At 71.2% G+C, this 25,897-nt stretch carries 19 protein-coding genes; 6 read left to right on the plus strand and 13 right to left on the minus strand.

From position 1 onward, the window contains the following. Positions 1 to 51: 51 nt before the first annotated feature. Complete coding sequence (locus OG906_RS39100) at positions 52 to 1,548, minus strand: transcriptional regulator, XRE family protein (RefSeq protein ID WP_212728750.1); 1,497 nt, start codon at positions 1,546 to 1,548, stop codon at positions 52 to 54. 198 nt (positions 1,549 to 1,746) lie between these two features. Between OG906_RS39100 and OG906_RS39105 the strand changes: the two genes are divergently transcribed. Both OG906_RS39105 and OG906_RS39110 read left to right on the plus strand, forming a co-directional pair. Beyond that, positions 1,747 to 2,652 carry a helix-turn-helix domain-containing protein gene (locus tag OG906_RS39105; RefSeq protein WP_006379119.1) on the plus strand — a complete coding sequence of 302 codons (906 nt, stop codon included), beginning with the start codon at positions 1,747 to 1,749 and terminating at the stop codon, positions 2,650 to 2,652. Beyond that, positions 2,652 to 2,888, plus strand: a complete 237-nt coding sequence (locus OG906_RS39110) for a DUF397 domain-containing protein (RefSeq protein ID WP_006379209.1) — start codon at positions 2,652 to 2,654, stop codon at positions 2,886 to 2,888. The genes OG906_RS39105 and OG906_RS39110 overlap by 1 nt, the downstream gene beginning before the upstream one ends. Before the next feature lie 258 nt (positions 2,889 to 3,146). Here the strand turns inward: OG906_RS39110 and OG906_RS39115 are convergent, their stop codons facing one another. The 7 genes from OG906_RS39115 to OG906_RS39145 form a co-directional block, all read right to left on the minus strand. Next, positions 3,147 to 3,809: a GNAT family N-acetyltransferase gene (locus OG906_RS39115; protein ID WP_024127122.1), complete on the minus strand. Its 663-nt coding sequence runs from the start codon at positions 3,807 to 3,809 to the stop codon at positions 3,147 to 3,149. Positions 3,810 to 4,007: 198 nt separating this feature from the next. Next, positions 4,008 to 4,850 (minus strand): tryptophan synthase subunit alpha, encoded by an 843-nt coding sequence (gene trpA / locus OG906_RS39120; protein ID WP_329449032.1) that lies wholly within the window; start codon positions 4,848 to 4,850, stop codon positions 4,008 to 4,010. Positions 4,851 to 5,088: 238 nt separating this feature from the next. Continuing rightward, the gene (locus OG906_RS39125) at positions 5,089 to 5,448 is read right to left on the minus strand and encodes an SH3 domain-containing protein (RefSeq protein WP_024127120.1); all 360 of its coding nucleotides are present in this window, start codon (positions 5,446 to 5,448) and stop codon (positions 5,089 to 5,091) included. Between the two features lie 298 nt (positions 5,449 to 5,746). Further along, positions 5,747 to 6,466, minus strand: a complete 720-nt coding sequence (locus tag OG906_RS39130) for a prepilin peptidase (protein WP_200725445.1) — start codon at positions 6,464 to 6,466, stop codon at positions 5,747 to 5,749. A 153-nt stretch (positions 6,467 to 6,619) separates the two neighbouring features. Next, positions 6,620 to 7,102 carry a hypothetical protein gene (locus tag OG906_RS39135; protein ID WP_249938703.1) on the minus strand — a complete coding sequence of 161 codons (483 nt, stop codon included), beginning with the start codon at positions 7,100 to 7,102 and terminating at the stop codon, positions 6,620 to 6,622. Positions 7,103 to 7,271: 169 nt separating this feature from the next. Continuing rightward, positions 7,272 to 9,080 (minus strand): hypothetical protein, encoded by a 1,809-nt coding sequence (locus OG906_RS39140; protein ID WP_329449033.1) that lies wholly within the window; start codon positions 9,078 to 9,080, stop codon positions 7,272 to 7,274. A gap of 3 nt (positions 9,081 to 9,083) precedes the next feature. Then, the gene (locus OG906_RS39145; protein WP_329449034.1) at positions 9,084 to 9,569 is read right to left on the minus strand and encodes a hypothetical protein; all 486 of its coding nucleotides are present in this window, start codon (positions 9,567 to 9,569) and stop codon (positions 9,084 to 9,086) included. A 245-nt stretch (positions 9,570 to 9,814) separates the two neighbouring features. Here OG906_RS39145 and OG906_RS39150 point away from each other — a divergent pair, with 245 nt between their 5' ends. After that, positions 9,815 to 11,329, plus strand: coding sequence for a hypothetical protein (locus OG906_RS39150; RefSeq protein ID WP_212728708.1), 1,515 nt, complete (start codon positions 9,815 to 9,817; stop codon positions 11,327 to 11,329). A 153-nt stretch (positions 11,330 to 11,482) separates the two neighbouring features. Further along, entirely contained in the window at positions 11,483 to 12,607 is a 1,125-nt protein-coding gene (locus OG906_RS39155) for a hypothetical protein (protein ID WP_329449035.1), read from the plus strand. A 120-nt stretch (positions 12,608 to 12,727) separates the two neighbouring features. Here OG906_RS39155 and OG906_RS39160 read toward each other — a convergent pair whose 3' ends face one another. Both OG906_RS39160 and OG906_RS39165 read right to left on the minus strand, forming a co-directional pair. After that, positions 12,728 to 13,690: an ATP-dependent DNA ligase gene (locus OG906_RS39160; RefSeq protein WP_329449036.1), complete on the minus strand. Its 963-nt coding sequence runs from the start codon at positions 13,688 to 13,690 to the stop codon at positions 12,728 to 12,730. A 90-nt stretch (positions 13,691 to 13,780) separates the two neighbouring features. Next, the gene (locus OG906_RS39165) at positions 13,781 to 14,122 is read right to left on the minus strand and encodes a hypothetical protein (protein WP_329449037.1); all 342 of its coding nucleotides are present in this window, start codon (positions 14,120 to 14,122) and stop codon (positions 13,781 to 13,783) included. A 227-nt stretch (positions 14,123 to 14,349) separates the two neighbouring features. Here OG906_RS39165 and OG906_RS39170 point away from each other — a divergent pair, with 227 nt between their 5' ends. Further along, positions 14,350 to 17,796 (plus strand): DNA polymerase III subunit alpha, encoded by a 3,447-nt coding sequence (locus tag OG906_RS39170; RefSeq protein WP_329449038.1) that lies wholly within the window; start codon positions 14,350 to 14,352, stop codon positions 17,794 to 17,796. Next, entirely contained in the window at positions 17,793 to 18,797 is a 1,005-nt protein-coding gene (locus tag OG906_RS39175) for a DNA polymerase Y family protein (protein ID WP_200725437.1), read from the plus strand. Before OG906_RS39170 ends, OG906_RS39175 begins: the two co-directional genes overlap by 4 nt. Positions 18,798 to 18,843: 46 nt before the next feature. Here the strand turns inward: OG906_RS39175 and OG906_RS39180 are convergent, their stop codons facing one another. The 3 genes from OG906_RS39180 to OG906_RS39190 all read right to left on the minus strand — a co-directional run bounded on the left by OG906_RS39180 (position 18,844) and on the right by OG906_RS39190 (position 25,897). Beyond that, a complete protein-coding gene (locus OG906_RS39180; protein WP_329449039.1) occupies positions 18,844 to 20,130 on the minus strand; it encodes a hypothetical protein in 1,287 nt (428 codons plus the stop codon). Positions 20,131 to 20,241: 111 nt separating this feature from the next. Further along, positions 20,242 to 21,876 carry a DUF2637 domain-containing protein gene (locus OG906_RS39185; RefSeq protein ID WP_329449040.1) on the minus strand — a complete coding sequence of 545 codons (1,635 nt, stop codon included), beginning with the start codon at positions 21,874 to 21,876 and terminating at the stop codon, positions 20,242 to 20,244. 190 nt (positions 21,877 to 22,066) lie between these two features. Continuing rightward, positions 22,067 to 25,897: a LysM peptidoglycan-binding domain-containing protein gene (locus tag OG906_RS39190; protein ID WP_329449041.1), complete on the minus strand. Its 3,831-nt coding sequence runs from the start codon at positions 25,895 to 25,897 to the stop codon at positions 22,067 to 22,069.

Below are 25,897 nucleotides of genomic sequence, written 5' to 3' on the forward strand. Positions count from 1 at the left end.
GCTACCTTTCGAAGAAGCGGATCAAGGAGTGCGGAAGCAGCGTCGGACTTCTCAGCGGTCCGGGGCAAGAGAGGCGAGGAAGGCGAACACCTCGTCGAGGGATTCCGCGGTCAGGTGCCGGCTGCGCGGGCGGACGATGCTCGCCGTGCCGCATTCGCGCATCTCACGGGACCGCTCGACCAGCCACACCCAGTCGATGTCCAGGTATCCGGCCATGGAGCGGAGCCGGACTTCCGGGTCGGGGCCCTGCATCACGCTGTGCTCCCGCGCTTCGCCGAGGGCCTCGCTGTACTCCCGCAGGGCTGGCCGCCGTGTGACGGTGTCGACAGCCCAGATCTCCTCGTCTGTCCGCGCCCAGTTGGCCACCACGGCTCGCTGCCCCGGGACCAAGGCGAAGCCGTCGACGTGGGAGTACTCAGGCTTGGACAGCACATCCACACGAACCCCGTGCAGTTCCATTAGCGCGATGGCCAGCAGCAGAAGGATCCGCTCGTACCTGCCGCTGCGGCTCACCTCGGTCTCGGGAATGCAGAAGGCGCGGGAGAGCGGGGCGGAGCCGGCATAGCGCGCCGAGATGGTCTGGAGGTAGTCAGTCTTGTGCCTGAGCCACAGCCACGCGGCGGCTTGCTCGCCCGTCTGCTCACGGGTCCAGAACGCCGGGGGTTCCGTCAGGCCCTCCAGCCGCCGCATGATGTGGCGGGCACAGTAGGTGGATCCGAGCCATTGGGCACCTGCCTTCGTGAGGTCAGGAACGGTCCTGCGACTGGGAGCCGATCGCGGGAGATCGAGGTACGTCTCCAGTACCTTCTGCTCCTGCTCAAGAGCGAAGTCGTCGGCCAGGAGTCCGTCGTCCAACTGCACGAGGGACCACACCAAGCCGTACGTGAGGTCATCCAGTAAGTGACCCTTCGGCAGGGCTAACGCGCCTTGCCCGGCCGATGCCGCTCTGTCACGGCGGGCGATCGCGGCGTCGACGACGAAGAGCTGCGGCGACTCCCGGTCGTCAACGCCGATGAGGAAGCCGCGACGGGCTGGTCGGAGGAATTCGTACAACGCTCCCGCGTCGCCAGCGTCGAGGTGGGCGAGGCAACCGTCACCAGTGGCGGCGCGGAAGGCGACAGCCGCTGTCGTGCCGTCCAGTGTCTGCCGACCGGCCAGTTCCCACCCGCCGACCGTTTCACCGGGCGCCATGAAGAACCGGCTCGTGGGCCACTGCTCTGCGACGAACACGGAGGCGCGCAGAGCCTCGCCCTCGGGCACAGAAGCGCTTGATGGGATGAGAGCCGGTGCTGGGCTGAACAGATCGGCTGCCGGGACCTTGAAGAGATGTTCGAGGATCAGAGCGGTGTCGGGCCAGGGCCGTCCATACCAGTCGCCCTTCGCCCACCGGTGGAAACTCTTCCGCGACACCGTGACACTGGCCAGCCTCGGTTTGCCCAGCTCCCCCGCCAGATCACGGGCTGCGCGCTCGAACTGAAGACAGAACGCGCTCCACTGGTCCCACCGGCGCTCCACGAGCATGACGTGGAACAAGCTGGGGTGGGGCATCAACACGGCCCTCCTCGAACAGCTACGGAGCGCGGCTCTCACGGTGGAGCGGACACATCCCACACGGCGCGACACCAACAACACAGATCGTGACCTCGGTCAGGATGCTCCTCCATCTGTGTCCTGCGCAACACAACCTAGAAATTTTCTTCATAGAATTGGTTGTCGCAAGCCGGACCGACCGCCACACTGGCCACCATGGCGGATGCGAACGAGGCCCCCTGGTCACTCACGCACAGCGAAGTGGGCAGTCGGCTGGAGGAGTTGAGAGAGCGCCGCGACCTGACGCAGGGCGCGACCGTCGAACTCCTCATGCGAGAACGCAGCATCAGGACCAACGTCTCCACGTTGAGCAAGATCGAGAACGGCAGGCAGAAGACACTGCCGAGCGACCTCGTAGAGGGCCTGCTCGACCTGTACGGGGCCGAACCCGAGACGCGACGGTATGTGCTCGGCTTGCTGAGCGTGGACACGACTCCAGCCGGTCGCCGACGTCGGCCGGCGCTTTGGCGACGCCACGCAGCGCTACTCGGACCGATGAAGTTCGAGGGGTACCTCCAACTGGAGCGGCGCGCGTCGCGGATCCGGAACTATCAACCGCACCTGACGCCGGGTCTTGTCCAAACTGATCTCTACGCACGACATGCCATCGCGAGCATGCGCCCCGAACTCAGTGCAGCGGATGTCCGCGGTCTCGTCGACGTCCGTATGGATCGGCAACAGCAGGTCTTCGGCGGGAGTCCGCTTCGCGAGTTCCAGGCATTGCTCGAACAGGGGGCGTTGCGTCGCAAGGTGGGCGACGAAGAGGTCCGGCACGGGCAGCTCGAGCGCCTCCTGCGTGTGTCGCAGGAGGAGAAGATTGAAATCCGCGTGCTGCCGGACAGTATCGGGAGCCACCCAGGCCTTGCTGGGCCGTTCGTTCTAATGGGGTTCGACGAGGCGTCCAGGGACGTTGTCTGGTGCGAGCTCGCGAAGAGGTCGGTCTACTTCGACCAACCCGATGACGTGGCCTACTACGACGAGGTATTCACCGATCTATGGAAGCGGGCTCTGAGCCCTGCTGACACGCGCGTCCTCATCGAGGAAATGATCAAGGAGAAGTAGTGAGCAAGAGCAAGCCCGCCCCCTCCGAGTTCGACCTGTCGGCCGTGGAGTGGGTGGTGTCCTCGCACAGCGGTGGCGGGGGCGACTGCGTCAGGGTCGGCACGCAGGACGGGTTCGTCCTGGTGGGCGATTCGAAGAACCCGGATCGCCTCCCGCACGTCTACACCCCCGGCGAGGCCAAGGCCTGGCTGCTGGGGGCGAAGGACGGTGAGTTCGACTTCCTGCTCGGCTTGTAGACCCCAACTTCCAGGCGATCACGCTACAAATCGGACGCTGAGAAGGTCGACGCAGAACTGTGGCGACAGCGGCGGGCTCGTTCCGGTCGGGCGACCCGCCGCTTTGGTGTGTTCGATAGCGATAGGGGTCGTCTTGTTGGTCGGGCCGCCCCCCAGGCCCCGGCGCCGACGGTCCTGAGGGAGAAAGGCCGTTCATGCTGCACGGCAGGACTGACTAACGGGAGCCCATGCGCGGCGAAATTTCAGGACTCGCGCAGTCTAGATAATGGCTGGCGCCTCGGCTGGCCGGCGAAGCGAATTCGTGAAGAGCCGCCGGGCCTCGGCAGCATTTGATCGCGCAGCCCCTGATAGGGCATTTCGCAGACTCCTGGAAATCACGGCTGAAGATTCGCTGGTGATGAGCCATCCGGCGAGAGAGGGTACTCGCTCGGCCTTCCGCTCTAGAGCGTACGTAGTGTGGCCGCCGAGGGTCGCCACACTACGGATGAGTCGAAAGTTCTGCTGCTGGTAGTACGCGGCGAGGGCTGCAGAGCTGCAGTCGCGGCGGACGTGGCTGATGCCTGCACGGGCTGCGTGGTCGACGGCCCAATCGGCAATGAGTGTGCCGAGTTTGCGGTGCCGTACAGCGGGGTCGGTGACGGTGCCGTTCAGATAGTAGGCAGTCTCGGCCGCTTCGTCGGCGGTCCAGGTCCAGGGTGCCGCGGTTCGGAGGACCGTAGTGCAGCCCAGGATCCGGTCGTCTTCGGTGAGGACCCACATCTCGCTCGGGTGCCTGGTGCAGTTGCCGGCCAGCTCGTGGACGTGTTTTCCCCAGCTGCGCCAGCTCGGGAGCTGCTTGTCCTTCATCCAGTCGGAGCGGGCCTGGATCATCAGGGCGAGGCGGGGTTGGTCTTCCGGCGTAGCCGGGCGCATTGCGAGCATGCGGTCCGCTCCTGTGTGTGCTCGTCCACGAGCGGGTCAACAAGTTGATGTGCTGGGCGGAACCTTAAAGGCCTACTTCCTGGTAGCTACAACTTTCCCGCCAGAGCACTTCGAAACGCTTGATGAACCATGCCGGTACGTGGAGGGATGCCCGGAAAGCGCTCTTAACAGGCAGGTCCCAACCCGGCTGAAGTCCGCTCAGGCCGCGGTAGGCACGGCTCGGCGCAGCCCGTCGGCGAGGCGCTGGGCGAGGACGGCGGCCTGGTGGGCGCCAGCCGGCCCAGGGGTGGCCTCGATGGCGCGGATGAATGCGGATCCGACAATGACCGCGTCGGCGTAGGAGCCGACGCAGGCCGCCTGCTCCGGGGTGGAGACGCCGATGCCGACGCCGACGGGGAGGTTGGTGAGGGTGCGCAGGCGGCCGACGAAGGTGCGCAGGCCGGGGTGAAGTGGGCCTTGGCCTCCGGTGACGCCGGCCGTCGCAGGGGCGTAGACCATGCCGCTGGCGGCGGCGCACACGCGGGCCAGGCGTTGATCGGTGGCGTTCGGGGCGACGACGAACACGGCGTCCAAGTGGTGTTCGTGGGCGGCGCTCAACCAGTCGGTGGCCTCTTCGACGGGCAGGTCGGGGATGATCACGCCGGTCCCGCCAGCGGCAGCGAGTCGCTGGGCGAAACGGGAGGACCCGAAGTGGTGGATGGGCTGCCAGTAGCTCATAACGACCAGCGCGGTGTTGGAGGCAGCAGCGAGCTCGCGCACGGTGGTGAACAGGTGCTCGGTGCGGAAGCCAGCCCGGAGGGCCTGTGCGGCGGCGTGCTGGATGACCGGGCCGTCCATGAGGGGGTCGGTGTACGGCAGGCCGATCTCGATCACGTCGACTGTCGTCGACAAGAGATGCAGGGCGTCGAGGCTCTGCCCGAGCGTGGGGTAGCCGGCGGGGAGGTAGGCGGCGAGTGCGGCCCGGCCTTGTCCGCGAGCGTTGGCCAGGGCCTGACCCAGGCGGGATGGCGGTGCGTCGAGTGACGAAGGGGTGGGGTTCATAGTGCCCGTCCTGGGGCTCGATCGGCCGGCCGACGGTGGTCAGCCCGGCCCGGGGCTGCGAAGCAGGCGATGGAGGCCCTGCGAGGTGGGAGCTGGGCTCCGCGTGCGGGTACGCCGACGGCGGCCCGGGATCACAGGGGGCCGGGCCGCCGTTGCGTCGTCCTGAGCCTTCACGAGGTGTCGGCTCAGGCGCTGGTGGGCCGGGAGAGCTCGATTCGTCTCCGTCGGCCGGTGAGGGTCAGTCCAGTTGCATGGGCACGTTGATGTACTGGGCGGCGACCCAGCCCTTCTGGCCCTTGTGAGCCCCGGACTTGACGGTGACGTAGCCCCAGGCGCCCGGCTTGTCGTTGCGGCCCTTGTTGCACTGCCAGTACACGTCGGTGCCCTTGGAGAGCTGGCCGGTGGCGGTGTATCCGGTGCCCGGGCCGGTGCGGAACTTCACCGTTGTGTACACGTCGGTGTTGATCTTGATCTGGTGGGTGCAGGCGCCGCTGCCGACCGTCGCGGCGCTGGCGGTCGAGGCGGTGGCGACGGCGCCGCCGAGGAGCAGCGCGCCGGTGGATGCCACGGTCGCGGCTCGGCGGGTGAGGGTGTTCATGTGCGGCTCTTCCTGGTGTCGTCGGCCAGAATTCGCTCGGCCGCCTGTGCAAGGCTTCTTCACCGCGGTGCTCAGGCGGCGCGATGAAGGCGAGCGAGAAGGGAATCCGGAACCCGACAGGTTCGTCTTCGTTCCGGATTCGATCTTCTTGCTGAGCAGGGGAGTTGACCAGGCTCGGTTTATTCCGTGAAACCGCATTCCGGAACGGTGGTGTCAGGTAGAGGCCGTTCCGGGAATCGATATGCAGGAAGAGCTATTACAGGAAGCGGTATTTCCGAGAGCCCCGCGGCGGCGACGGTCAGGCTGTGGTGACGGAGACGGCGAGGGCCCCGATGACCATGTAGGGGCCGAAGGAGACGTGCGTGCGGCGGGCGCGGCGGGCCGTCAGCCGTGCTACCTCCGACACCGCGCCGACGACGAATCCCGCGGCTGCTCCCCAGAACAGGGCCGTCCAGCTGCTCCAGCCCAGGAGAGCCCCGATGGCCGGTGCGAGCTTGACGTCGCCGAGTCCCATGGCGCCGGAGAACGCCATGAGGAGGAAGACGGCGGTGAGCACGCCGGCGGCGGCCGCCGCGCGGCCCAGGCTGCCGGTCTCGCCGGCCAGCGCGGCCGCGGTGAGCAGGATGAGAGTCCCGCCGCAGGCGGGGAGGGTGAGCACGTCGGGAAGCCGTTGCACGGCGAGGTCGATCAGCGCGAGGGCGACACCGCACGCGGCGACCCAGTACTGGGCGGCGGCGAACCAGCCGCTCGCTGCGCCCGCTGCGACCACGGCGAACGCGGCGGCGGCCACCGTCTCCGGCACGAGGGCGCGCGGTCCGATCGCCTGTGCGCACGCCGGACAGCGTCCGGAGACGGGCAGTACGGGCAGCCGGCGTCCCAGGACGGCGCTGCCGCAGTGCGGGCAGGCACTGCGGGCGGACGCGGGCGCCGGGACCGAGCGGGCGAAGACCGCAGGGCGGGCCGCAGCACCGGCCAGGGCTCCGACGACGGCGGTCAGGGCAACGCTGAGGGCGGACAAGAGAGACTCCTACGTACACAGCCCGGCCTCACCGTGACGGGCCGGTCTGCTTCGACCTTACGGCTCGCTGCGACGACTCCCTCCAGCCCGCCTCCGTGAGTCCCTACACCGCGCCCGGTGAGGCCGCCGGGCTGCAGAACCCGAAGCGCCGGCTCATGCTCCCCGTCCGCTGGCGTCGAGAGTCTCCGCCAGGTTGAGCGCGGCCAGGACCTGCGCCTGGCCCTCGGCCGGCTGCAAGGTGCCGGCCGCGGTCGCCTCGGCGATCCGGGCCGCGTGTTCCAGTGCTGTGGCCACACCGGTCGGCTCCCGGTAGGTGGTCAGCCACTCGAATCCCGCGCGGAGCGCGGCCGCGAGGTCGCCACCGTGGTCCTCGGGGGCGTTCGTAGTTAACGCTCGGAGCCACAGGTCGGCATGGGACTGCACGATCGCGGCGAAGGGCCGGTAGTCGGTGACGGTGCCACACCGGCCGCCGGCGCCCTCGGGGCCGCGCCGCCCGGTCCAGCTGTTGGCCAGCCAACGGTGACGGTGGCAGACCTCCAGCCGGTAGTCCATCGGCCGGTCCCGTGCCCGGGTGCGGCGTTCGATGACGACGGTCGACGGTGCGGTGCATGTCGTGAGCTGGCGCAGGACCGGCACAGCGGTACCCCCTCCTGGTCGCGGTGAGGGTCCGATCATGGTCATGGAAGGGGGTGCGCCGTCGTCCACGATTGGACGCTACGGCTGTGACCCGGATCTCACTTTGCGGGCGGTGTTCCGCAGCCGGCCGGTCCCGGTGCGGGGTGCGGCGGTCATTTTCGGAAATCGGTCAGCGCGCGCCGGCGGATCCCGGTACGACGCGAAGGCGGCCGGGCTCGGAGCCCGGACCTGTGGGTGGCGTGGGAAGCAGCTGGTAGGGCTGCCACAGTGCGGGGGTTTGCTGGCTGCGCTCCCAGTGCGGGGCGCCGGTCAGGGCGACGATCCGGTGCACGGGGACGTGCAGCGGCAGGTGTCGGCCGCCGGGGTTGAGTGCGATGCCGGCGCTGTCGACGGCTTCGAGCGTCCCGAACAGGGTGGCCCACGAGTGCTGTTCAGCGTCACGGCCGCACAGCACGTCCAGGCGCAGCGCGCTCCAGCGCAGCCAGGGCGCCATCTCCTCCAGCTCGGCCAGGGCCTGTGGGCTGTCGGGAATCCAGCAGCCGTACCCGTCGCGTAGGGCGCTCGCGATGCGGTAGGTGCGTTCCTCGCCCGCTCCGTCGCGCCACGGCCGGTCGGCCGCACGCCGGGCGCGGCGCTGCTCGAGGACCTCGTCCGTCGGGGTAGACGGCTCGCGGTCGCCGTCGCCGGGCAGGAATGGGAACGCCTGCCGCAGCAGTGTCTCGGCTGCGGCCTGGTCTGCCGCGCCGCCGGTGACTGGGCCGCCGGCGGTGAACCGCGGCTCGTAGTGGGAGGGCTGGGCTGCCTGTTCTCGTTCCAGCTTCGCCACCAGGTGCGCCGGGGCAGCAACGACCGCCGCGTAGGACGGTCCGGCGGTGTCGCCGCCGCTCCAGGACACGTAGTCGTCGACCTCGCGGTGCCCGTGGGGGACGACCGGGCCCAGTACGGGGGAGGCGGCCAGGTAGGCGACCGGGGTGTCGCGGGTGCCGGTGAGCGGCCAGTCGCGTACCAGCAGCAGTCGCGCGGACATGGCGGCGGACTCCGCCTCGAACTCTTCCTCAAGGCGGGTGCACGCGGCTGTCACGGCCTGCGGCCACCACAGGGCCAGCTCGGCGTCCGCCCACGCTGCCGGGTCTGCGTGCCGGTCGCTGGGGGTGCGCGGCGGCACGGGCAGCCGGGTGACGTCCCGCACTCGGGCGCCCTTCAGCTCGTCCGCGACGGCGGCGCGGGCCAGGTCGGCGGACTGCTCGGCGCCACGGCCTCGCGAGCGGGCCGCAAGCCACACCCCGCATACCAGGGTCCACACGTCCAGGCGCGGTTCTGGCTCGTACATCCGGGCCCGCCGGCGCGAGAGGTTGCCGACCGCCGCGCCGATCTGGTCCAGCTCCCGGCGCTGGTCGGTGTCGGCGCAGCGTCGCACCGCGTCCCGGGCGCCGTTGTATGCCTCGACCTCAGGGCACTGGGCGGCGTACTCCTCCAGGAAGCCGCGGAACTGGGCTGCCAGCTGCTGCCAGGCGTCGGCGAGCACGGCGGCATCGGCGGCCAAAGTGGAGTCGGTGCGGGCGGTGTCCAGCCAGCGCCGGAACTGCTCGTCGTCACCCGGTGCCCACCGGGCGGCGTGCCGCGCGTACCCGAGCCAGGTCTGCGGCTCCCGGTCGGTCCGGCAGCGGTCCAGCTGGTCTTGGCGCTGGGCGGCGAAAGCGGCCGCCCGCCATAGGGCATCGGGCGCCTTCGGCAGGACGATGTCGCACTTCTTGCAGATCTGCGCGAAGACCTCGACGAGCGGATGAGTGGAGGCCTCGGCGGCCGGCTTGGCGAACCGGCAAGCGTCGGAACTGAAGCGGCGCAGGTCGGGGTGGGGGACGTGGAACTTCCCGCTGCGGCCGCCGGTCAGGGCCACCCGGATCGCGGCCAGGGCCGGCAGCTCGGTCCCGAGGGCGGCGAGCCCGCGGCCGGAGATCTCAGGGAAGGCCCGCCGCACCGCTCAGGCCCCCGTCGCCGGGGCCATGACCGGGCGCGTGCCCAGAGCTCCGCAGGCGCACGGCGGTGACCCGCCGTCCAGGTGGGCGGGGAAGATCTGCGCCCACGCCAGCAGCGAGGCGGTCCACAGACCACTCAGCAGCTCGTGCACCTCCTCCTCCGACGGGGTCCTGCCGGTGTCGCAGCGCAACATGGCTCGGGCCAGGGCGTGGACGGCGATGTTCACCATCGACTCGCGTTCCGTGCAGCTCTGGCGGAGCGGGTTCTCGCCCGCCAACGAGAGGCACCGGTACGCCTCCGCGAGCTCCTCGCGAGCCGTTTCGGTTTCGGCGGCGTCCATGGCAGGCAGGATGTCCGCGGCCAGGTCGCCGAGGAACACAGCAGTATGGGCGCCGGCCTCACCGCCGGTGTGCAGGGCGCGGGCGTCGAAGGCGAGCAGGGCCCGCCGCAGAAGGTCTTGGACAGCTTGCGGGGCGGGGGCGGTCGTCACGGGGAAAGCGTACGGGCTGCGCTGCGCCGGCCCGGGGCGTTCTCGGTTGCTCACCCTCCCGAGTGCCGTGACCTGTACGGGCTTTGCAGCCCGTCACGCCCTGATCCGCGGCGGCAACAGCACCTTCTCGGCCAATGCGGGTGGGAAACAGGGCAGGAAGAGCGGCTCTGGCGTGCTGCTTGCCCGGTCCGCTCCATGATCTGGCCTGGGCCAACTCGGCTCTGGGGACGGTGAGGAGCAGCGGTATGGGCGTGAGTGACAGCTATCTGTCCAGGGCGGAGGTCCAGCAGATTCTGGGCATCAACTCCTTCGGGCTGTGGCGCCTGGCACGCAAGTACGACGACTTCCCACAGCCGACCGAGCCGCCGTACAACCCGTTCGCGGGGTTCGGCGAGAAGAAGGAGCCCGAGGAGGTCTGGGACGGCACCCAGGTCTACCGATGGGCGGCGGACACCCCCGAGTTCACCCACCGCGGCGCCGTCCTGCTGCGCCCGCGGGAGCAGGACCTGCCGGCCGGCCGGTGGGCCGGATTCCAGGACACGGTGCGCGGGCCAGCGCTCGACTGGCACACCGCCGTGGGCACGATCCGCGTCGTGCACTGCGACGATCGAAGGGTCGCCACCGACGTCGCCTCCGCCCTTGCCGCCTCCGGCAACCCGGACAGTGTGGTGACCGTCTGCGCCCTGTACGGGGACATGAGTTTCCGCGGGCCGTCCCTGGTCGCCTCCGACACCGCGCACCCGGGCATCGAGTACGAAGCCGACTGGGGCGACGTCGCCGCACTCGCCGGGCAGGATCTGCCCTGGTGGCCTCACCTGCTGCGCCTGCCCCAGCTGATCCGTGAGTGGCAGCCCGGCGCTCCGGCGGCCGTCGTGGAGGTGCCGCCCAACGCCAACGAGAAGATCTTGCGCCGCGCAGCGCGCAATGACGCCTTCGACGTCACCTCACACCTGGCCGCGACGGACATGGCCAACGACATCCGTAACGAGCGCATCGACCACACCACGCACGACAACGAGATCTTCGGCAAGGAGGGATACGGCGAAACCCGCAATCCCGTTGCCATCGCCGCCGTACCCGACCGCAGCCACCACCCCCTGCCCGTCGGGGGCGAGCGCCAGATCCTCAAGGCCGGCTGGAGCAAGCTCGCCCTGAGCAATCACCCGGAAGCCGTCGCGGCCCTCGAAGTCGCCGTCGGCCGCGAGCCGGCCCTGCTGCCGTTCGGCGCGCTCGCCGAGGTGCCGGTGAGCACCGGCACCATCAGCGACCGGTGGACCCGTCGGCTCACCATGTGCGACCCGACCGCCGCCCACGTCGTCCTCGCCCAGGGCAAGAAGGCGGACGCGTTCTTCATCGACCCGCTCACCGACATGCCCGTCCTGCGTACCCCCGACGACGGAGGGAGGCCGGTGTGGCGCTTCTACGCCCCGCTGTCCCTTCCGGCCGGCGGCGCGGAACTCACCTCGGTCGTGCTGCACCACACGGTGTGGGTCCTGACGAGCGACGACCACGTCCACCCCGCCCCGTGCACACCCTCCGAGCACCTGTGGTGGGGCAACGGAGGGGGCGACCGTCCCAGCGAAGCCGCGATGGTCATCGACGCGCTCCTGGACGACCTCGGCGCCACCCTCAACCTCCGCGAGCACTGGAAGGCGCCCAAGGGCCTGACCGCACTCCTCAACGAGGACCACAGGCAGGGCAGCGAACTCACCCGCAGCACCCTGCTGCACGCCCGGATGACCCCGCCGCGTACCAACTGAAACACCCACACCGATGGGTGCGGCCGCGTGCAAGACCGCACCCATCCACCACCTCGACACGGCCACACAGGCACTCTTCGCCCGCGTCACGTGACGAACAACCCGCCATGCAGTTGAACCGGCGAGAGATCCACCTCTTCGACACAGGCAGGCATGATGGGGAAAAGGGCGCAGCAGAAGCGGGCGGCCAAGCACGCGAAGCAGGCGAAGCAGCGCACGGCCGCAGCATCGCGGAACACCGCCGTCTTCAACGCGCTGGCGGCGCAGATGCCATGTCTGACCTCCATGGACGACTACGAGCCGATGAGCACGCCGTGGGGTGACTTCACCGACTCCTTCGCGACGGTCGCCGAAGCGCTCGCAGCGGCGGAGGAAGCCGGCGGTCTGCTGTCGTGCTTCGCGTTCGACGACTCCGGTGAGTACGAGCGGGGCTTGCGCCGGGGCGAGGACGGCTGGCGGTACGAGGTGACGCTGTACCCGCGGGGCTACCTACGGGAGCTGGTGAAGACGTCCTGGCTGAGCGCCGAGGACCGGGACCAGGCCGTTGAGCAGCTGCGCCGGGCACTGTCCGAGTACGTGCCCCCAGGGCTGCGCCGCCCCGACCTTGAGGTCGTACAGCGGCCGTCGACCACCAGCGTGCCCCGCGTCGGCTGGACACAGAGTGTGCCCGTGGCCGGGCTGGAGACCTGGGAGGACGTACGGCTCGCGGAGAAGGACCTGCCGCTGTTCGCCCTCCCACCGCTCGCTGATGGACCCGGCGGCGTCTGCGACCCTCTGCCGGCAGAGATCTTCACCCTGTTCCAGGCACAAGGTCTGGACGCGCACAGCTGCGCCGGCTGCGGTATGCCGGTCACCAACCGGCACCCGCACTGGCCGGACGTGTGGGTCAGCGTGGAGAACGAGTTCGGGCCGTCCTGCGAACGCTCGCTCCTGACCGGAATGGACTCGCCGCAGAGGGTGCCGCACGTCGTCGACGCGACCCAGGCACGGCCCGCCAGGCGGCCGACCGGCAAGGAACAGAAGGTCCAGTGCCGGCACTGCGCCGCGCATGTGACCGAGCAGCATCCCGACTGGCCCGGCGTGTGGACCGAGGCCGGCGGAGACAGTTCGCCGGTCTACGCGGTGGTCGGCTCCGGATGCGGCGACGCGCAGTCGTACGACCTTGTCGACTGCGTCTATCCGCACATCCCGGCCGGCGGAGACAGCCCGGCCGCCGCAGCCATCGCCGCAGCCCAGCAGACGGGCTACTTCCACCAGCCCCGGCCCGTCCTGTTCTGACCCGCAGCGCGCCAGGGCCCCGAACGGGGCCTCGTGGAGTGAGGCACCGCCTATGCGCGGGCATGTCCCGGTGACGTGCCCGCGCCATCAGGCCGCGCAGGCTGGCGAAGCACCCGGAACCTAGACCTCCCCCGAGGTCATGTCGTCACGAATTCGCAGGAAGCGCACGGGGTGCCGGTACGTTCCCAGGTCCACAGCGGTATCGACATCGATCTCGGCGACGAGGTCGGGTACGACGGTCTGGAAGATGAGCGGCTCGGAGGCGCCCCACCCGGCGGAGAAGCGACGGCCGTACCAGGGGTGCTCCTGCCCGGCGGGGCGCAGTGCGACGCCCAGTTCGGCTGACGCGGGCCGGGACAGCGGTGTGGAGCGGGCGATCAGCTGGAGCCGGCCGGCGGGGTCGAGACGGCCGAACAGGAGGCTCTTCGGAGCGTGAACGGTTCCGGTGACCGCTCCGATGATCCCCTCCGCCGTAGTGCGCGTCCGCAGCTTCTGCCACCCGCGCTCTCCGGGCCGGTACCGGGAGCCCGGATCCTTGATCATGACGCCCTCGACGCCAACCGTGCCCCAGGCCGGGTCCAGCCAGGACAACGCGGTCTCCCGGTCTGAGGTCTGCGGGCACAGGGCCCAGGGGGCGGCCAGCCGGCGCGAGGTGAAGAGGTCCTCGAGCGCAGCCCTGCGCCGGTGAAGGGGTTCGCCCAGGAGGACGGTTCCGGCGACTTCCAGGAGGTCGAAGACGATCAAGTGGGCGGGCTCCTGGCGGGCGGCGTGCTCCGCGGTGGCTCCCCGGCGGCGGGCTCGCCGCTGAAGGGCGGAGAAATCGAGCCCGTGCTCGCTCCACACCACCAGCTCCGCGTCCAGGACCGCCTCCACACCCAGGGCGGCCGCGGCCCGGACGACCTCCGGGAACGCCGGCCCGAGGTCCGCGCCACGCCGGGACTGGATGTAGGGCGTCGGGCGGGCGAAGACGAGGGCTCGGTAACCGTCCGCCTTCTGTTCGAACAGCGGCGGCCTTGATCCGGCGCGCGGCAGCGCGGTCACGGAGCGGGCCAGCATGGGCTCGACGGGCGGCGAGAGGTGCACCCTCCACTCCTACGCGATCCGCCCCCCGCCCGCCCTTCGGCCGGCGGCCGGGACTCGGTGCCGATACGGCCGGATGCGCCTGCTGCTGGCTCAGGCGTGGCTGAGGATGACCAGCAGCGCGGTGCCCTCGGCAAGCACCTGGACGGTGAGCGCCGCCTGCCGCATCCGTACGGCCGGCGCGGCCAGTGCGACAAGCAGCGCCACCGTGCCGACGCCCGCACTCCCCTCGAACACCCAGCTGGGCAGGCCGGGGGTGCACTGCTCGCCGTAGGTCACGCACCGGGAGGCCTGCTCCGAGGCCAGCGTCAGGATCCCGGTCACCATGGCCGCCGGCACGAACAGGAGTGCGGCCAGGGCGGCCCACAGTCGTGTGCGCTCCCTCGGGGCCGGAGACTGCACAAGGGGAGCGGAAGCGGGTGCGGAGGCGTTCATGCCCCCATCCAAGGTGGGCGGTCGGCGCCGCACAGCCGATCGGCTACTCAGATCTCGGGCGTCACGTACTCAGACATGCGGTCCTGCCCCTTCTGTACACCTCCCTCGCGACCCTGGATGGCCGAACAATGATGTCCGGAACTCGCATGTTCGAATTAATGTTCGATACAGTCGAGAGTGGCTGGATCGGTTGGTACGGGTTTGGGGGTATCTGGGCGGAGGGTGTCATGCGAGGAGGCGTCCCACACCTACACGTCAGCAGTGGGTTTTCGGCCCGCTACGGCGCCTCGCACCCGCGCGACATCATCGCCCGAGCCGCCGAACGCGCGATCGGGACGGTGGCGTTGACCGACCGCGACATGGTCACCGGAACGGTGCGCTTCGCGAAGGCCGCCGCGGCCGCCGGAGTGAAGCCTGTATTCGGCGTCGATCTCGGCGTCGCCGCCCATGTCCCACCGGCCGAGGTACGCCACCGGGCCCCAGTACGCGGCGGCGCCCATGTTGCGGAGGCTTCCTTCCGGGCCACGTTCCTGGCCCAGGATGCGAGCGGGTGGGCGCGGCTGTGCCGGATGGTGTCCTGCGCGCACGCCGAAGCCTTCCCCGCAGGCAGGCCGCCGACAGCGTCGTGGGAGATGCTCGCCCAGCACGCCGGCGATGGCCTGACGGTGCTGCTCGGTCCCGCATCGGAGCCCCTGCGGGCCCTCGCCGCCGGCCGCCCGGACGTCGCCGAACGACTCCTCGCCCCATGGCGGCAGGTCGCCGGCGACGGACTGCGGCTGGAGATCGTGTGCTGGGGCCTGTCCGGCACCGGCCCGGGCTCTGTCCGCCTCGCCGCGCACACCCTGACGCTCGCCGACCGCCTTGCCATTCCGGCCGTTCTGACCAACGCCGTCCGCTACGCCGACCAGGACCAGCACAGGATCGCGGACGTGCTGGACGCGGCCCGGCTGCTGCGGCCCATCGACCGGCGGCGCCTGGACTGCGGTGAGCGCTGGCTCAAGGACGGGCCCGCGATGACCGAGATCGCCGGGCGGGTGGCGGCCGCCGCCGGGGCGGACCGACGCCGCGCCGAGCGGCTGATCGCCGATACCGCCCTGGTCGCGGACGCGTGCGACGTCGACCCGGCCCGGGACCTGGGGCTCGGGGTGCCGCACTTCCCCGAGCCCTCCGTGGTCGGCGCCGAGCCGGGGCCTGACGGGGCCATGCGGCTGCTGCGGCAGCGGTGCGAGAGCGGCATGGTCGCCCGCAGCCTCGACATCGACCAGCGCGCGATGGACCAGCTCGACTACGAGCTCGGCATCATCGGCCGCCTGCACTTCGAGCCGTACTTCCTTGCCGTGGCCCAAGTCGTCGCCGATGTGCGGGACATGGGCATCCGGGTCGCAGCCCGCGGCTCCGGCGCCGGCTCCATGGTCAACCACAGCCTGTTCGTCGCCACCGCGAACCCGCTGGAACACGGGCTGCTCTTCGAACGCTTCCTGTCCGAGCGGCGGACGTCGCTGCCGGACATCGACGTCGACGTCGAGTCCGCGCGCCGCCTGGAGGTCTACGACCGGATCATCGACCGCTTCGGACGGCAGAGGGTCGCGGTCACGGGCATGCCCGAGACCTACCGCGCCCGGCACGCCCTCCGGGATGCCGGCCTCGCGCTCGGGCTGGCGCCGGCCACCGTGGACCGGATCGCGAAGTCCTTCCCGCACATCCGCGCCTGCGACATCCGCTCGGCCCTAACCGAGCTCCCCGAGCTGCGGCAACTCGCTGCTGAGGCGGAGCAGTTCGGGCCGCTATGGGAGCTCGCCGAAGGACTGGACGCTCTGCCGCGCGGAATCGCCATGCACCCGTGCGGGGTGATCCTCTCCAACGTGAGCCTCCTGGACCGGCTGCCGGTGCAGCCCACGCCGGGCGGCGAGTACCCGATGCTCCAGGCGGACAAAGAGGACGTGGAGGACATGGGCCTGCTCAAGCTGGACGTCCTGGGGGTCCGGATGCAGTCCGCCATGGCTCACGCGGTGAAGGAGATCCGCCGCACGACCGGCCGGGCGATCGACCTCGACAACGCCGACCACGTCCCGCTCGACGACCGGTTCGCTTTCGCGCTCATCCAGAACTCCGACACGGTCGGGATGTTCCAGCTCGAGTCGCCCGGCCAGCAAGATCTGGTCGGCCGGCTCCAGCCCCGCGGCCCGCAGGACGTGATCGCGGACATCTCCCTGTTCCGCCCGGGTCCGGTCCAGGGCGGCATGCCCGCCCTCTTCATCGCCGCCCGCCACGGCGCCGCACCCGTCTACCCGCACCCCGACCTGGAACCGGTCCTGCGCGATACGTACGGGGTGACGATCTGGCACGAACAAATAATCGACATCCTGGCGGTCATGACCGGCTGCGACCGCGCGCTGGCCGAAGTCGCCCGCCGCGCCCTCAGCGACGAGCAGCGCCTGGCGAGGGTCGAGGCTTGGTTCCGGCAGCTCGCCGGGGCCCGCGGCTACAGCCCGACCGTGCTGGACAACGTCTGGGAGATCGTCTCGTCGTTCGGGGCATACGGATTTTGCCGGGCCCACGCGGTGGCGTTCGCCGTACCGGCGCTGCAGTCCGCGTGGCTCAAGGCCCATCACCCCGCCGCGCTCTACGCCGGGCTGCTCGAGCACGACCCGGGCATGTGGCCGGCCCGGGTGATCGTCGCCGACGCCCGCCGCCATGACGTTCCCGTCCTGCCCGTCGACATCAACCTGTCGCAGCCGCAGTACACGGTCGAGCAGACCGCATCCGGCTGGGGCGTGCGGATCTCCCTCGCCTCCGTGCACGGCATCTCGGACGACGAGGTCACGAGAATCGCCGAGGGCCAGCCCTTCACCTCCCTGCAGGACCTCTACGCCCGTGCTCACCCCAAGCTCCCGACGGTCGAGCGGCTCATCCGCATCGGCGCCCTCGACCCGCTCAAGGGGGAGGCGTCGCGGCGGGACCTGCTGCTGCAGGCGACCGAGCTCCACCGCCAGACCCGCAGCCGGCCGGGCGTCGGCCAGCTGCAGCTGGACACCCCGCTCGATGCCGCCGGCCCGTCCGGGCTGCGGGAGATGACCGCCCGCGAGCGGCTGGAGGCGGAGCTCGGCGTCCTGAAGATCGACGTCTCCCGGCACCTGATGGAGGACCACCACCGGCTGCTGCGCGAGATCGGCGCCACCGACGCCAAGCACCTGCGCGCCATGCATCCCGGACAGCGCGTCCTTGTCGCCGGCGTCCGAGCATCCACCCAGACTCCGCCGATCGCGTCCGGGAGGCGCATCATCTTCGTCACCCTCGAAGACGGCTCCGGCCTCGTCGACCTCGCCTTCTTCGAGGACTCCCACGAACGGTGCGCGCACACGATCTTCCACCACGGCCTACTCCTGGTCAGGGGCAAGATCGAAGCCCGCGGACCGAGGCGCACCGTGGTCGGCGAGATGGCCTGGGATCTTGACGAGCTCGCCGCCGCCCGCGCCACCCACGGGCCGCAAGCCGTCCTTGAGCTCCTGGGCCAGGCCCCCGCGCCCACCCCCGCACAGGCCAGCCCGTCGCGGACGATCCCCGTCGGCACCGCGGGCGCTCTCATGCACCCCTGGAGCGATCTTCAGCCCGCCGGAAGCCGATCAGCCGACCTCACCCGCTTCGGGCACAAGAGCCAAGGGAGCGCCGGATGACCCCTGCCAGGAACCCGCGGCCGCGCGCGATTCTGCGGATCCACTTCCATCCCGTGGAGCGCAACGACGAGCTGTACGGACACCTGCTCACCGTGCTGGACGGCATCAGCCCCCGCATCGAGCCGCTGCCCGCCGACTGGTCCGCATACGTCGACCTCACCGGCGCCCTCACCTTCTGGGACCGCGATGTCGAAGGCCTCATCGCCGTGCTCCGCCTGCGCCTGCTCGCGCTCCACGGCGTCCAGAGCTCGGCCGGCGCCGGTCCCACGCGCGGTATCGCGGCGATGGCCGCGGACGCCACCCCGCCCGGCGCCGCCACGGTGGTCGTCGACGACCCGTACGAGATTGCTGCGTTCCTCCGCCCGAAGCCGGCCGCCGCCCTGCCCGGCATCGGCCCCAAGACGGCCCGCACCCTCGCCCGCTACGGCATCACCACCGTCGGCGACATCGCCGACACCCCGCTCACCACGCTCCAGCGAATCCTCGGCACCGGACCGGCCCGGCAAGCCCACGACTTCGCCCACGGCCGCGACGAGCGCCCCGTCGTCCCGGGCGCCGCCCCCAAGACCATGAGCGCCGGACACCGGTTCGACGGCGACGAGCTCGACCCTGACCGGCACCACCGCACGGTCCTCGGCCTGGTCCAGGAGCTCGGCGCCCGGCTGCGCACGGCCGGCGAGATCACCCAGGCCCTCACGCTCACCGTCACCTACGCCGACCGCACCCAGACCACCCGCACCCGCAGCCTCACCGAGCCGACTGCCCACACCCCCGCCCTGGCGGCCGCCGCCCGCGACCTCCTCGCCGGCCTCGGTCTCCAACGCGCCCGGGTCCGCGCGCTCGCCCTACGAGCGGAACGCCTTCGCCCCGCCGAGTACGCCGTCCACCAGCTCACGCTCGACGATCGCGACGAGAAACTTCTCCGCCTTGAGGCTGCCCTCGACAGGGCGCGCCGTCGCTACGGTCCCGGCATCGCAGGGGCGGCATCGACCTTCGGGTGACTCCGGCTCCGAGTCCCCACCTCAGGGCCGCAGACAAGGTCCGGTCTCAGCACCCGTACCGGTCGAGGACCTCACGGGTTGCCTGGTCCAGCGGCCCAAGCGGGTGGGTGCCGCCGTCCTCGGCCGGCCCCAGGCGCAGCGTCGTCTCTCCGCTGATGGGGGTGACGACGAGTACGCCGCCGTCCGCCGTGGCCTGGACTGCATCGTGCCGGTAGGGGGAGGCCGCGAGGCAGCCGTTCGCGTACTCCCGCTCGTAGCGTTCGTACGGGCCGGCGAAGTAGTAGCTCGCGACGGGCCCCTGCCCCTGCCACACGACGAGGGCGATCAGGCCCGCTGCGATGCCGGGCACCGCTGCGCCGAAGCCGGGCCCCTTGATCAGTTTCGGTCCGTACCGGATGACGAGCCCGATGCCCGTGCAGGCGATGAGGCCAGCTGCCATGAACAGCAACAGGGCGTGGGACAGCAGGTCGGCCTCCTTCCCGAAGGTCAGCGGCAACCCCGTGCATGCGAGCACCAGCCAGCCCAGTCCGGCCAGGGTCACACCCTGGTAGACGTTCAGCTTCGCCGGCCACTTCGCCCGGTCTGGCACCAGCTGCCGCTCGCGTCCCACCCAGCGCCCGGCGCCGCGCAGCCGCCCCGGCTGCGGTGGGACGCCTGCGGCCCGGTGCTCGACGAGGAGTGCAAGGACTGCGTCCCCGAAGGCAACGGCTCGGGTGTGCACCGCGAACCGGTCGCTCGACAACCGGGTGAACTCAGCCTCACGACCGGTCTGGATGCGCGTTCCGCTGCCCTGGGGGAAGGCACGGTTGATCGGGTGACCCGGGTCGGGGAAACCGGGAAGCGTGGGCGCCGACCGGCCCCCACCGCCGACCAGATCGGCCACTGCATGGCCCGTCCGCTCGGGGATGAAGGACTCGTACAGCCGGTCCACCTGCCGCTCGCCATGAAGGCTGGCCTGCAGGGCCTCGGCCTGCTCGAGGACCGCGGTGAGGAGAGGATCGGTCGGGGCGCTGCGCATCTTCTCCAGTGCGGCGTCCCGGGGAATGGCCCGCCACACTCCGCCGAGCCGGTCCACCGTCCGGGCCTTCCACGCATCGCGGAAGTACGGCCAGATGAGGGCGACCGGTAGCCGCCGGGGCGGACGCCGGTCGCTCAGGTGGGCACGCAGCAGCATGCCCGCGCTGCGGAGATAGTCGGTCTCGGCCGCATAGGAGATCGCGACGGCGGTCGTCCGCTCTGTGCTCGGAGCGTCGTCCACGCGCTGGGCGGCTGCTCGGGCGGCGTCACCCTTGGCGCTCAACTCGGCGATGGCCCGATGCCAGTGGCTGCTCACCGGCCGCCCCCTCTGTCCCCGGTCTGGTGTCGCCCTGAGGTTACCCGCACGGTCCGACACAGCAATCTCCCCGGCCAGGGCCACCGGCCGGGGAGGTCGTAACCGCAGGGGTCAGGCCGCCACTGCGTGACCGGAGTCAGCCTGCTGCTGGTGGCGGGACCAGTTCAGGTCGACGTGGGTGGCACCCTCGCGGACCAGGATGGGTCCGTGCGTCCTCTCCAGCCGGCGGTACTCGTTGCCGCCCGAGTTCGGGTTCTTGTAGCCGGCCCACTTGCCCAAGTCGGCTTGTGTCAAAGCCACACCCGCGGCCTGGTGGGCGACATAGATGCGCTCGGCCCGCTGGCGCTGGGACAGGTTCGGCGGCAGCACCGACAGGTCGATCTCGATACTCACCCGCTCTCGTGCATCCTCCTCTGCGTCCTCGTCCGGCGGGGTGTCGTGCTCCGGGTCCGGCTCGTCCTGGTCCAGGTCCGCATTCTCGTCGCCAGGCAGCAGCTCGTCCTCGTCAGCCTGCTTCGCGGGCTCGCCCACCTTGGAAGCCTCGACAGGGTCTGCCGCGCCCTCCCGCGACCCCGGCTCAGCCTCGCCCGGCTGGCCTTCGGGCGCACGCTTCGCGGCGAGGTCGCCGGATTCCGGCGCAGAACCCATGCCCTCGGGCTCCGGCTCCGGTTCGGTCATGGCCGCAGCTGCAGGCTCCGCCACCGGCTCCGGTTCGGGTGCCGCCGCTGCTGTAGGAGCTGCCGCCGGCTCGGGGGCCGGGCGCGGCTCAGGCACTGCGGCGGGCGCCGGGGCCGCGGTCGCCGGTGCCGCCGGTGCGGGTTCGTGCGGTACGGCACCGGGTTCGATGGCCGCGGCCGCCGGCGGTGCCGGCGCGGCCACCGCTGTGGGCGCAGGCTCCTCGGCCTTCTGGGCGGCAGGCTGCACGGGACCGGCGGTCAGGGCGTTCATGGGCGCCGTGGTGACGGCCGGGGGCGCGGCGGTCTCGGCCCGCTCCACGGTCACCTCTGCCGTGGCGGGCGCAGCCGCCGACGGGAGGGGGCGCTGGGAGCCGATCACGCGGACGTTGTCGACGGTCGCCAGGAGCTCGGCCCGCCACGCCTTCCACATCTTCACCGGCGCGCCGATCGGCCAGGGCAGCCACAGCAGCAGGCTGTAGTTGCGGTCGCGGTCGGCCTTGCGGCGCTTCTGCCGTCCCATGATCACTTGCTCGATCTTGAAGAGCAGCATCTCGAGCAGCACCGCGTACACCAGCGGGGGGACCATCGCGAGGAAGGCGGAACCGGCGCCCGCCTCGGGGGCGTGGAGGAGGTTCATCGCCGCTGACGCGGAGACGAACCCGAGCAGCAGGATCCGCGTGATCGCGCTGGAGCGCAGGGTCAGAGCCTCGAAGAAGCGGATCAGGCTGAGGCTGAGGGCGCCGGCGTCCAGGAGCAGCGCGAACCCTGTCGCGGCGTCCCAGTCGCCGCCGTTGTGGGCGTGGGCGTACTCGCGCTGCGCCCCGAAGGAAAGCCAGGCGGCGATGCCAGCGAGGACGAACATCATCAGGCAGCCGACGCCGAGCGCGATCACGGCGAGGCGGCGCTGCCAGGCGTTGCGGCGCTGGAGGGCGAGCTGGGTGCGCTCCTCGGCGGTGGCGTTCTGCTCGGCGGCTCTGCGTCGGTTGCCGAACACCATGGCGACGGTGGCCGCGGCGCCGATTCCGGCCACGGCGAGGCCGGCGGGCAGCGCCCACTGGACGGTGGTCATCGCTGTCCTCCTTCCCTGGTGTGGCCCGCCGCGGTGGTGGGCCCGGCGGGCGGGACGGCGGCGTTCTGCCGGCGGCGGCTCATGTGCGCGGTCTCCTTCGTCGGACGGACGGCCGAAAGGGCCCCTCGCTCTCTACAGGTGTGATCGAGCGGTGCGGTGTGACACCGGAGGTCGGTGAATCTGAGACGCGTCATGAGGCCGCGGACCCCAAAGTGGGCTGGATCCTCTCGCCCTTGAGGAGCGTGCGCAGCAGGCCCACGGTCTCGGGCGAGGAGTCGACGCCTTCCTCGGCGTTGATTCGGGCCAACTGGGCGGCGGCGCGCTCCAGGCCCTCCCGGTCGCCCATCTCGTGGCAGATCGTGAAGAGGTCCCGGTAGAGCAGCTCGCTCTGGGAGTCGACGAGCATGCCCTTGGTGACGGCCTGGGCTGCCGCCCGGTAGTCGCGGATCTGGCGGCGGCGTTCAGCGAGTTCGTGGGCGACGTCGACGATCGCGCTGATCATCTCCTGGATGTCGGCTTCCGCCCAGCAGTACTTGGAGGGGTCGACATCCGCGAAGGGGCGGCCGCGTACGAGGGCCAGGGCGTGGGCGAGGGCGACGTCGGCGTCCTGCCCGTCGTGGTGCATGCCCTGCTGGTACAGCTCCTTGAAGCGGTCCCAGTCCGAGGTGACGGCGGGGCCGAGCCGGTAGACGCCTTCGGTGACCGCGGGAAGGTAGGCGCCCCGGGGGTCGTCGGCGGGAAGGTGGGGGTTGGGGCCGAGCCAGGAACGCAGCCGCGAGATCGCGGTGTTGCGGGTGCTGGAGGTCTTTCGCAGCCCGGGCCAGATCGCGTTGTCGAGGTCCTGGCGGCCCAGGCCCGGGTGCAGCACGAGCCAGGCGGCGATCTCCAGAAGGTGGTTGTGCCGGTTGCTGCCCACTCGGCCCTGCGCGCCGGCCAGTTTCACCGGGCCGAGGACCTGGACCTGGGGGCCTGCGGGCTCGGCCGGCGGGGTGGCCAGCGCGGCCAGGACGGTGGAGGTCGCGGCGCTGGGGCGGGGGATGATCCGTGCTTCGGTCGCTGTCGAGGCTGTCGTGGTCTCGCCGAGCGCGGCCGCGGTCAGGCCGGACTCGTCCTCGTCGTCGGCCAGGGCTGAGTCCGCTTCCTGCGGCTCCTCCTCGTCCGGGCCGTCGCCGAGCGCGGCGGCGGACAGTCCGGAGTCGGCTTCCTCCTCGTCGGGCGACGACGGGGAGTCGTCCTCCTGCTCGCCGAGTACTTCGTCGAGGACCTTTTCGAAGTCCTGCTCCGGCTCGGCGGTGTCCCACACCTCGGCACCCAGCGCGGACGCTTCCTCGGGGTCGCCGTCCTCAGCAGGCTCGCCGTCCTCCCAGTCGGTGGGCTCACCGGCGGCGTTGCTGTCGGTGTGCTCGTCGGGCTGGTCGTCGGGGGCGGGGGAGCCCGCGACTGCGGGGGACAGGGCGCTGCCGTCCTCCTCTTCCTCCCAGCTGTCGCCGTTTCCGCTCTGGGCGTCGTCGTCGATCAGGGCGGGGGAGAAGGCGGTGAAGGCCGGCAGAGCGGTCGCCAGGCCGCTGCCCTGCGTGGCGACCGTGGTGGTCATTGCAGGGGCGGCGGTGGTCTCCGGAGCGAGCGCGGAGTCCTCGCTGACCGGAACGGTGGGGCGGGGGCCGTTCGTGTCGGCCGACCCGGTGTGCCCCGTCCACGCCGGCGGGGGGACGTCGTCGGTGCGGCTGGAGGTGGCGATCAGCTGGACGAGCCGGTCGTAGGAGTCGTCGTCCAGGTGCTGGAGCTTTACCGCCAGGTTCAGGTCTGGCAGTTCGACGGTGGTGCCGGGCTGGGCGGGCAGCGTCCAGGCGCCGGGCAGGTCGAGTTCGCCGCCCGCGGCGGTGACGACCGCGACCGAGGTGCGGGGCCGGGAGGCGAGGAGGTCCTCGAGCTCGGCGACCGCCGGCCCGGTGGGCGGGGCGGTGGCGATGAGGATGCGGGGGATCCACGTGTCGCCGCCGTCCTCGCCGAGCCGGGCGGCCCACAGGTGGTCGTGGCCGCCGTCGGTGAGGGCCTGGCGCTGGAAAGCGTCGTGCGCCTGGAGTTCGGTGGCGGCCGGGCCGATGTCTGCGTGGTGCTCGATCTGGTCGGGGTAGAGGTGGTGCAGGTCGCTGCCGGCGCCGGCGAGGACGATCTGCGTGTCGGGCGCCAGCTTGGAGGAGGCGAGTTCAACGGCGAGGGCGAGCATGACCGCGCGGACGTCGGCCGGACTGCCGGCCAGGCGCAGCAGGCCGATGCTCTCCAGGTTGACCAGGACCGCGTCGCCGTCCTCGGTCTCGCCGAGGCTCACCAGGGCCGGGTAGGGCGCGGTGATGTCGGCGGCCTCGTCTTCGTCGAGGAGGTGCGCGCCCCGGGTGGGGCACGACCACACGGTCGGGTTGTCCTCGTGCTCGGAGAACGGTTCCAGCGGCGGGGTGGCGGCGGCCAGGTGGAGCTCGACTCCGCGCGCGGTGATGCGCATCGCTTCGACTTCCGGCAGGGGCCGGCCGGCTTGGCGGCAGTTGGCAGCCAGGGTGCGCAGGGCGCGGTCGGCGAGCACGGTGCCGGTGATGTCGGACGCGACGCGGAGCTGCTTTTCGAAGTCCGCGGTGGCACCGGAGGGCATGGGGATGCGCCGCTTGGGGCGCCGGCGGCGCTGCTGGCGCGCGCGACGGGTCGCGATGACTGCGAGGACGGCCGCGGCCAGGATGCTTCCCGCCGCGGCGATCGTCTGCACGCTCTGGTCCCCGCTGTCGGAGCCGTCCTCGGTGTCGTGGTCCTGGGGTGCCTGGGTGGGCGTGCCGTGCTGTTCGCGATCGGGCGCGGGGGTGTGCGCGGAGGGCTGCTGGGTGGGGGTCTCCGGCCGGGCGGTCGGCTGCTCACCGTCCTGGGCGTCCTTGTCCGTGCCCTGGCCGGGGGTCTGGGCCGTCTCGCCCTTCTCCCCGTTCTCGGCGCCCGGGCCCGGCTTGTCCTGGGCGGGCGGCTGCGTCTGGTCAGAGCCAGGTTGGTCTTCGGCCTTGCCCTGGTCGGTGGGCTGCTCGCGCGGCGGCTGGGCCTCGTGCGGCTTTGAGTCGCTTTGGTCGCTGCCGGCCGCGGCGGGGATCTGCAGTTTCCAGCCGGGGTAGATCTCGTCGGGGTCGCCGAGGGTGCGCCCATCGGCCTGCTTCACGCCCTTGTTCGCTTCGACGATCCGGGGATAGTCGTCGGCGTCGCCGAGCTCGTCCTCGGCGATGCCGGTCAGCGTTTCGCCGGCGCGGACGGTGTGGGTCTCGGCCGCGGCCTTGGAGCCGGCGGTCTGCGGACGGACTCCGCCGTGATCGGCGACGGGTGCGGCGTCGGCGGGAAGGCGCAGGGTCCAGCCGGGCTGCAGGACGGTGGTGTCGGCGGTGACGAGCGAGCCGTCTGCCTGGCGTACGCCCTCGTTGGCGTCGACGATCCGGTGCCACTCGATTCCGGCACCCAGGCGCTTCTCCGCGATGTCCCAGAGCGTGTCGCCGTCCTGGACGTGGTGGACGGGGCCGTCCCAGGCCGCGGAAGAAGAGGACGCAGCCTTGGTTGCGGTGGCCGCTGTGGAGTGGGCGTCGGCGGTGACGCTGGCTGTGGCAACGGTGGCGGGGGCGGCGCTGGCGGGAGTTGCCATCGCGGTGCCCGCCGGCAGCAGGACGAGGATGCCGCCGACGAGCGCGCCAGCGAGCTGCTGGGATCCGCCCAGCATGCGGATCCGGGGCGCCCGGACGTGGCGCAGCGCGGCGCCCGTCTCCAGGACGACCGAGGCCACGAAGCTGAGCCAGCCGTACCAGCCGATGAGGGTGATGGCGCCCAGGAACAGCTGGCCGGAGTCGGGACTGGTGAGCGCGGCGGTGATCTCGTCGAAGCCGGGGACGTGGTCGGGCAGGACTCCGATGCCGAGCAGAACGGCGGGCACGCCCACCAGGAGCGCGACCAGGGCCACCAGGGCGACGAGCGCACGGACCAGGGTGGCGGCGGTACTGCGGTTTCTCAT

It is taken from the genome of Streptomyces sp. NBC_01426 (assembly GCF_036231985.1).
Lineage (GTDB): Bacteria > Actinomycetota > Actinomycetes > Streptomycetales > Streptomycetaceae > Streptomyces.